This is a genomic window from Bradyrhizobium sp., assembly GCF_030693485.1.
GTDB lineage: Bacteria > Pseudomonadota > Alphaproteobacteria > Rhizobiales > Xanthobacteraceae > Bradyrhizobium.
Window position 1 is genome coordinate 1 of record NZ_JAUYAN010000128.1, and the last position, 7,273, is coordinate 7,273.

Sequence of the window (7,273 nt, forward strand, 5' to 3'; positions counted from 1 at the left end):
ATCGAATTTGGGGCTTCATCAGGGCTGTAGGGCGGATTCCCTTTAATCCGCCATCTCGTATGGATCGGCGGGTTAAAGTGAACCCGCCCTACGCGAGCTGCATCTTGCTCAGGCCAAGCGCGCGCCGCATTGAAGTATCCCATTGCCGGGCTTGACCCGGCAGCCCCGAATCCGCAAAGCACGTCGCATTTTCACCCTCCCGAGGAGCCACGAAGGGTCTCAGACAAGAAGTGCCGGACCTTGTTCAACTCGCCTTGTTCGTTGCTGCCGCCCTGGTGCTCGCCATCACGCCGGGGCCGGGCATCTTCTACGTCGCGGCTCGCACGCTCGCCGGCGACCGTGTCTCACTGACGGGGTGCAGTCCAGCACTGTCACCGGAATCGGAATCCATAGTTTTGTGCACTGTCACCGTAATTTCCATCCCACGATCCACTCATGGATGCCGAAGCAGCCGGACAGCCCTAGGAGTACGCCCCAGGTGCTGGCGAAGTACGAGGGGCACGTGCCGAATAATGCCGCCGTGCGGCGAACAATGGCTGTCTGGTTATGGCTCAACTTTCGAGTGCCAGCACCACACGTTGAGCCAGCGGCATGAATAACTTTCTAGTCGTGTCGTGTGCGACGGCTTTGTGACTTCCTCGATTTGGTCCCAACGAATAAATTCAATACGCTCATGCGTCGGGCTCCGCACGAGTAGGCCCTTGTCGAGATTCCGCAGCAATATGCGTTGACGCTCCTCGCCGCCTTTAATTTTTATCTTGTAGGGTTCCTCGACAGTGGAGAGAGCGGTGTTTCCTTTCATCTGGCCAACGAAAAACGCGACTACAACAAGTATCGGTACAGCGATGATGGACCTTCTGATCGTTCTCAGGTTTTTATCATCGGAACCTGCGAAGGGAACGAGCTTGGTCCCGAATGAGAGCCACAGGTAGAGCAGCAAAAAGAATACCGGGACAAAGTTGAAACCAGACCCGGTGAAAAATTCGAGTAGGAGCAAGAACACGAAGAGACCAGGCAATATCCACCCCTGCCATCCCATCGAAAGAGGCGGGTAGTAGTTTGGGTCGTCGATGCCCCGCCAATTTACCCACGTGAGGCCCATCCAAAGAGCAAATACGATCCATTGCGTCGCGTTGGTGAAGTAATCTGAAGTCGAAATGAACGTTTGGAATTGGCTGCCGATAACCGAGAAGTACCCGTATTCATGACAGACGGCGAATAGGAGCAACGCCAGCGTTGCTGCGCCGATCATCGCTGCAAATTTCTCCAGGATGTCGCCCATGCCCCCACTCCCCGAATCCTGCGACCGTTCGCGGCATGGTACACTCAGCGCATGAATAACGCAGCGGTACAACTCGGAAAATTATCAGCGCGTAGAATAGGTGGAGCGAAAGCGATACCCAACATGATGTTCGCACGGAGGTGGGATTCGCCACCCGCGTAAACCTGCACCAGCGCTCTTTTTCCGTGAGCGCTGGGTGAGCTGCTGCCGGTTTGATGGACACCCGGTTAAGCTAATCCCACCTTGCGCTCGAACTCAACAGGGCTGAGGTATCCGATCGTCGAGTGACGTCGGGTTAGCGTAGCGTAACCCGCCGATCCACGAAGGTTGAATGGCGGATTACGCTTCGCTAATCCGCCCTACGGCACTGCGACCCGTCGCTTCACCGTCAAATCTCCTTCCACCAGCGCCAGGTCGCCGCAAGGGCCAGCAGGCCGAGCGCGCCGGTCACGGCCACGGCGTTGTGGGACCCGATGCGGTCCGCGAGCCAGCCCAGCCACAGGAAGCCGATCGGGCCGGTGCCGATGCAGACGGTCAGGATGCCGAGGATGCGCGAGCGCATGTGCAGCGGCGCGGCAAGATAGACCAGCGTGGCTTGCATCGTCGCGAAGCCGGCGCCACCCAAGCCCGTCATGATCAATGCCACGCCTGCCAGAACAGGACTTTGCACCAGCGCGAACATCACCACCGTGACCAGGTAACAGACGACACCGCCGAGATAGACCCGGCCGTACCATTTCGGGGTCAACCACAACCCCACCAGAAGCGCGCCCACGAAAGCGCCGATCCCGTCCATGGCCGCCAGGATGCCCACGCCTTCCGGACCCAGATGCAGGCGATCGCGCCCGATGACGGGAATCATGCTGGTGAACGGCCACGCGAAGATGTTGTAGATCACCGTCACGACCAGCACGCCGATGAGCCGCTTGTCGGTGCGGACCAGAGCAAGCCCCTCGACAATCCGCGCCAGCACGGCTTCGGAGCCCGCGACGCGGGGAATGCGCGAGCGGACGGTCAGAATTGCCCATAGCGCGGTGCCATACATCAGCACGCCCAGGATAAACGCTCCCTGGAGGCCGGTCCCGGCGAGCAGGAATCCGCCGGCGGCGGGGCCGACCATGCGGCTCGCATTGCCGGCGCCGACATCCAGCGACATCGCGGCGCCCATCTGTTCGCGGCCCACCACCTCGCCAATCATCACACGGCGCACCGGGTTTTCGGTGCACCAGCCGCAGCCGTTGATGAAACTCGCGAACGCGAGATGCCAGATCTCAAGTTGCCCGGTCCCGTCCAGAACCGCGAGGACCGCCGAGGTGCCGCCCATCATCAACACCACGATGAGGAGCGTCCGGCCGCGATCGAAGCGTTCCGCAAGCGCGCCGAGAAACACCCCGAAAAGGGCCATCGGAAGCAGGCGGAGCATGGTCATCATCGCCACCAGAAACGCGGACTCGGTGCGCTGGTAGACGACAACTCCGACCGCGATGGTTTCCAGCCAGCGCACGGTGGAGACGATCAGGCCGACATACCACAAACGCCAGAAATCCGGTGCCCCGATCATCCGCCGGAACGGCGAGTTGCTCACGCGATCGTTTCCTCTCCGGGGACGGCTCACCCCTTATGCCAGCAGCATTGGCGGGATCGTAGAGGTGATTTGGAAGCGGGCAAGTGCCCGAGACGTCCAAAACGCTTCACGGCTTGCGCGAAAGCCCGGAAACCGCGAAAATCCAGCCCAGTTCACACATCACCCGGGAATCCCAACCACATGCAGTTCGATGACGTCATCCTCGGCCGCCGCAGCATCCGCGGCTACAAGCCCGATCCGGTACCGAAGGCGCTGATTGCGGAAATCATCGGTCTGGCGATGCGCGCGCCGTCGTCGATGAACACCCAGCCGTGGAATTTCTATGTCATCACCGGCGAGCCGCTGGACCGGATCCGCGCCGGCAACACCGAGCGGATGGTGGCGGGCATCCCGCAGTCGCGCGAGTTTCGCACCGGTCAGGGCTTTGCCGGCCAGCATCGCGACCGGCAGGTCGGCGTCGCCAAGCAGTTGTTCTCCGCGATGGGGATCGCGCGTGACGACAAGGACAAACGCCAGGACTGGGTGCTGCGCGGCTTCCGTCAATTCGACGCGCCGGTCTGCGTGATCGTGACCTATGACCGGGTGCTGGACGGCAGCGACGATACGCCGTTCGATTGCGGCGCGGTGGCGACCGCGCTGGTGAATGCCGCCTGGTCGCGCGGGCTGGGCGCCGTGATCAACAGCCAGGGCATCATGCAATCGCCCGTGGTGCGCGAGCACGCCGGCATCGCCGACGACCAGGTCATCATGAAAAGCATTGCGCTGGGCTGGCCGGATGACACTTTCCCGGCGAATGCGGTGGTGTCCGAACGAAAATCCGTCGAGGAAGCGACCGTGTTCGTCGGTTTCGGGAATTAGGCGCGCAGCATGGGTGAGCGAAAGCGATACCCCCCGTCCCTCATGGTGAGGAGCGCGTCGGGCGGCGCCCTTGCGCTGCGCGACGCGCGTCTCGAACCATCCGGCACATGGCCTGCTGCCAAACCTTTCATAACCCGCAGCGCGGAATTTTCGCGCAGCACAACCCGCCGATGCACGAAGGTTGGATGGCGAATTGCGCTTCGCTAATCCGCCCTGCAGCCTTATTCTGATTCCAACCCGGCCCTCGCGGCCGGACGATCGACAAGAAACTCAACAGGGCAGGAAAAATGAAAAAGCTGACACGGCGAACATTCGTGACGGGTTCGGCGGCGCTGTTGTGCGCCCCGTCCGTCAAGACCGAAGCGCAATCCGCGTGGCCCGCGCGCCCCATTCGCATCATCGTGCCGTATCCGGCCGGCGGCCAGACCGACGGCATCGCGCGGGCGTTCGGCGACTATCTGGCGCGGGCGCTGGGCAAGACGGTCATCATCGAGAACAAGGCCGGCGCAGGCGGCGTCATCGGCGTGGCGGACGCGAAACGTGCCGAAGCTGACGGCACCACCATCCTGTGCACGATTTCCTCATCCCTGATCCAGAACCGCCTGACGGTGAAGGACCTGCCCTACGATCCCGAAAAGGACTTCATCTATCTGACGATGGTCAGCGGCGCCGGAGGGCCGGTGGTGGCGGCGAAGAAGACCGGCGCCACGAATCTCCGCGAATTCATCGAATATGGCAAGAAGGTCGGCAGCCTGAACTGGGGATCGTACGGCGTGGGTTCGACGCCGCACGTCCTGATCGCGACCATCGCCAAGCAATACGGCATTCAATTCCAGGTCATCCAGTATCGCGGCGAGGCGCCGATGTGGAACGACATCGCGGGGCAGACGCTGGATGGCGCCGCGGGAAGCTACGCCGCGGCGGCACCCGTCATTCAGGCGGGGACCGGAAACCTGATCGGCGTGGTCGGCAGCCGCCTGCCACCCTATCCGGACACGCCGACCATGACCGAACAGGGCGCCGTCGGCGACTTCTACGACCTGCGCGCCTTCACCGTCTTCGCGGTACCGACCGGCACGCCGAAGGAGATCATCGACCAGCTCGCACCGCTGTTGATCAAGGCCGGATCCGATTCCAAGGTCCAGCAGATGCTGAACAACTTCATTCTGAGTTCCCCGGCGGATCTTGAAACGACGGCCCGCATTTTCAAGCGCGACAGCGACGTGATGCTGCGAATCCTGCGCGATCTCGGCGTCAAGCCGGCGGAGTAGCGGCGCAGCGCGCGTAGCCCGGATGGAGCTCTGGCGCAATCCGGGAAGGGATGCAGCGGAGGCCCCGGTTTCGCAAGAGCTCCATCCGGGCTACGGCCCTCGACACGTACGACGCTGACCGGAACGTGATCGCCGGTGTTTCGCGACAGGGTGTAACGTCCGCCGATTATCAGGAGGATTCCCCATGCGCCTGTTGCTCGCTTCGACGGCTATCGCGGTGTTGTTCAGCTTCTCACCGGCGTCCGCCATGTGCGGCGGCGGCCAGCAGGCCGGCGCCGGCGGCATGTGCGGCGCTTCGGGCGGCGGCATGAAGCAAATGTCCGAATGGCCGGTTGCGCCGCAGGCTCAGCCGCAACAGCCACAGACCGGCATGGCCATGGGCGGCTTCCCGTGCTGCAAGAACATGGCGATGATGGGCGGCGGCATGAAGGCCGACGACCCGCACAAGGGCATGGATATGCCGAAGAACTGAGATCGAAAATTGGATGGCGGATTACGCTTCGCTAATCCGCCTTAGTGTCCTGAAAACACCGATACGGAGTCGATCAGCGCGGGATGCACCTCAACGACCGCCTGGTTTGCATTTGAGGGTTTCCGGCAATCATCTCCAGAATCTGGCCCGCGGGGCACTGGCCATTATTGATCAAAAGCCGTTTGCCATAGGGCACGGTGCCCGGGGGCGGAACGCTGGCGAGCACGGGAGATCCGCCCGCATTGCGCGGCACCCGGGAAGCGGCGCCGCCAGCAGCGGCGCCCGGGTTTCGTTCGCGTTGCCGGGCTTGTTCCGAAGCGCGTTCGGCCGCGCGGCGACGGGCGCGCTCGGCTGATGCCGCAAGTTTCTCCTTCGCATCGGCTTCGGCTTTTGCCCGCTGGGCGTCGGTCGCGGCCTTCTTCTGCATGGCCGTATCGCCATTCGAAGCCGCTGCGGCCGCGGCTTCCGCCTTCGCCTTGGCCTCCGCGGCGGCGGCTTCAGCCTTTCTTGCAGCGACGGCCTTGGCCAGTTGCGACTTCGCCAAATTCGCATAGAATCCTGTGGGATAGGCATCGAGAAAACTTTCGAAGGCCTGCTGGGTCCCGACCTGCACGGCGAGTTCGTAATCACGCCGCAACGCATCGCCGGCGGCTGGCGCCGCAACCTGCGACGCTTCCGGAGCGGCCTCGGCCTGCGGCACGAGAGATACGACGGAGCCGCCGAGCGAACCGTAAACGAATGGCTCCTGGCGACGCGAGGTGCTGGACAGCACTTCGTCGCGCACACGGCCGAGCGCGATTCGGAGGTCGAGGCCGGGAACCGTGATGTGCTTGATCAGTGCCGCTGAAAAAGGGCTATTGCTGCCGTCGCCATCGGCGGCCGTCGATCCTGCCTTTGCCGCGAACGCGACCAGTGTATCCGAGGTTGCCGGCTCGACCTTCGCCAGCCCGCGCCCCACGGAGCGGCTCGCCACCGTGCGCTTCATGCTCTGCGTAAAAGGATTGCCCCGGCACGCGTCGAGAATGAGGAGGCGGAGTTTCCTGGCAGGCTCGATCGTGCGCATGACGCGGTCCATCGATATCGCCTCATCCTCGACGTCGATGTCGCGAGCCAGTTTGGCGTCGATCGGCAGCAGGTAGTTGATGCCGTCGATCTCGATTCCGTGTCCCGCGTAGTAGATGACGGCTATCTCGGCGTCGCCGGACGCCTCGGTAAAATCCCGCATCGTCTTGCGCATCTCTTCAATCGTGAGATCATTTCGCGAAACGACGGAAAAGCCGGCCTTTTCGAACAATGCAGCCATGGATGCCGCGTCATTCCTGGGATTGGAAAGCGGGGTGACTTTCGTATAGGCCGAGTTTCCCAGAACGAGCGCTACGCGTTTTTCCGCAAGGGCTTCGGTACTCAAAGCTGCAAACATCAATGCGATCAGAAATCGAAACATGCTGTCCACCAAAAATGATAGCGACGCGTACCGCCCAGCCGGAGTTCCATCTGTGAGAAATGTCACCTATCGCAGTGTAACGCGATTGTACGCCGGGGCCAAATTTCGGCCTCCCGGAAAGGCCGTCATGCCCGGGCTTGTCCCGGGCATCCACGTCTTGCTTTCGTATGAGCAAGAAAGACGTGGATGGCCGGGGCAAGCCCGGGCATGACTTTTGTCGGCTACTTCTTCGGCAACCGCGGCTTCTCGATTCCCGCGAGGTCGCACAGCGCGTCCACCATCGCCGAAAAATCCCTGTCCCCGAAGCCGCGGGCGCGGGCGGTTGAGAAGGCTTCGCGGGCGGCTGCGGCCATCGGCATCG

At 62.4% G+C, this 7,273-nt stretch carries 6 protein-coding genes and 1 pseudogene; 4 read left to right on the top strand and 3 right to left on the bottom strand.

The features are described 5' to 3' along the window. Positions 1–230: 230 nt before the first annotated feature. Positions 231–341 (top strand): annotated as a pseudogene (locus Q8N40_RS09265) (LysE family translocator); the annotation flags it as partial. Positions 342–544: 203 nt separating this feature from the next. Here the strand turns inward: Q8N40_RS09265 and Q8N40_RS09270 are convergent. Further along, on the bottom strand, positions 545–1,282 hold the full coding sequence (locus Q8N40_RS09270; protein ID WP_305711616.1) for a hypothetical protein: 738 nt from the start codon (positions 1,280–1,282) through the stop codon (positions 545–547). A 388-nt stretch (positions 1,283–1,670) separates the two neighbouring features. Continuing rightward, the gene (locus Q8N40_RS09275) at positions 1,671–2,867 is read right to left on the bottom strand and encodes an MFS transporter (protein ID WP_305711617.1); all 1,197 of its coding nucleotides are present in this window, start codon (positions 2,865–2,867) and stop codon (positions 1,671–1,673) included. A gap of 180 nt (positions 2,868–3,047) precedes the next feature. Here Q8N40_RS09275 and Q8N40_RS09280 point away from each other — a divergent pair, with 180 nt between their 5' ends. The 3 genes from Q8N40_RS09280 (at position 3,048) to Q8N40_RS09290 (ending at position 5,468) form a co-directional block, all read left to right on the top strand. Further along, a complete protein-coding gene (locus tag Q8N40_RS09280) occupies positions 3,048–3,725 on the top strand; it encodes a nitroreductase (protein WP_305319710.1) in 678 nt (225 codons plus the stop codon). Positions 3,726–4,012: 287 nt separating this feature from the next. Then, entirely contained in the window at positions 4,013–4,996 is a 984-nt protein-coding gene (locus Q8N40_RS09285) for a tripartite tricarboxylate transporter substrate binding protein (RefSeq protein WP_305319709.1), read from the top strand. A gap of 184 nt (positions 4,997–5,180) precedes the next feature. After that, on the top strand, positions 5,181–5,468 hold the full coding sequence (locus Q8N40_RS09290; protein ID WP_305711618.1) for a hypothetical protein: 288 nt from the start codon (positions 5,181–5,183) through the stop codon (positions 5,466–5,468). Positions 5,469–5,541: 73 nt separating this feature from the next. Here Q8N40_RS09290 and Q8N40_RS09295 read toward each other — a convergent pair whose 3' ends face one another. After that, positions 5,542–6,912 (bottom strand): DUF6719 family protein, encoded by a 1,371-nt coding sequence (locus Q8N40_RS09295; protein WP_371135653.1) that lies wholly within the window; start codon positions 6,910–6,912, stop codon positions 5,542–5,544. Positions 6,913–7,273 lie beyond the last annotated feature (361 nt).

Bases quoted from the DNA above. Each gene is read 5' to 3' on its own strand.
- Q8N40_RS09290 (WP_305711618.1), top strand. From the start codon at position 5,181: ATGCGCCTGTTGCTCGCTTCGACGGCTATCGCGGTGTTGTTCAGCTTC.
- Q8N40_RS09295 (WP_371135653.1), bottom strand. From the start codon at position 6,912: ATGTTTCGATTTCTGATCGCATTGATGTTTGCAGCTTTGAGTACCGAA.
- Q8N40_RS09285 (WP_305319709.1), top strand. From the start codon at position 4,013: ATGAAAAAGCTGACACGGCGAACATTCGTGACGGGTTCGGCGGCGCTG.
- Q8N40_RS09280 (WP_305319710.1), top strand. From the start codon at position 3,048: ATGCAGTTCGATGACGTCATCCTCGGCCGCCGCAGCATCCGCGGCTAC.
- Q8N40_RS09270 (WP_305711616.1), bottom strand. From the start codon at position 1,282: ATGGGCGACATCCTGGAGAAATTTGCAGCGATGATCGGCGCAGCAACG.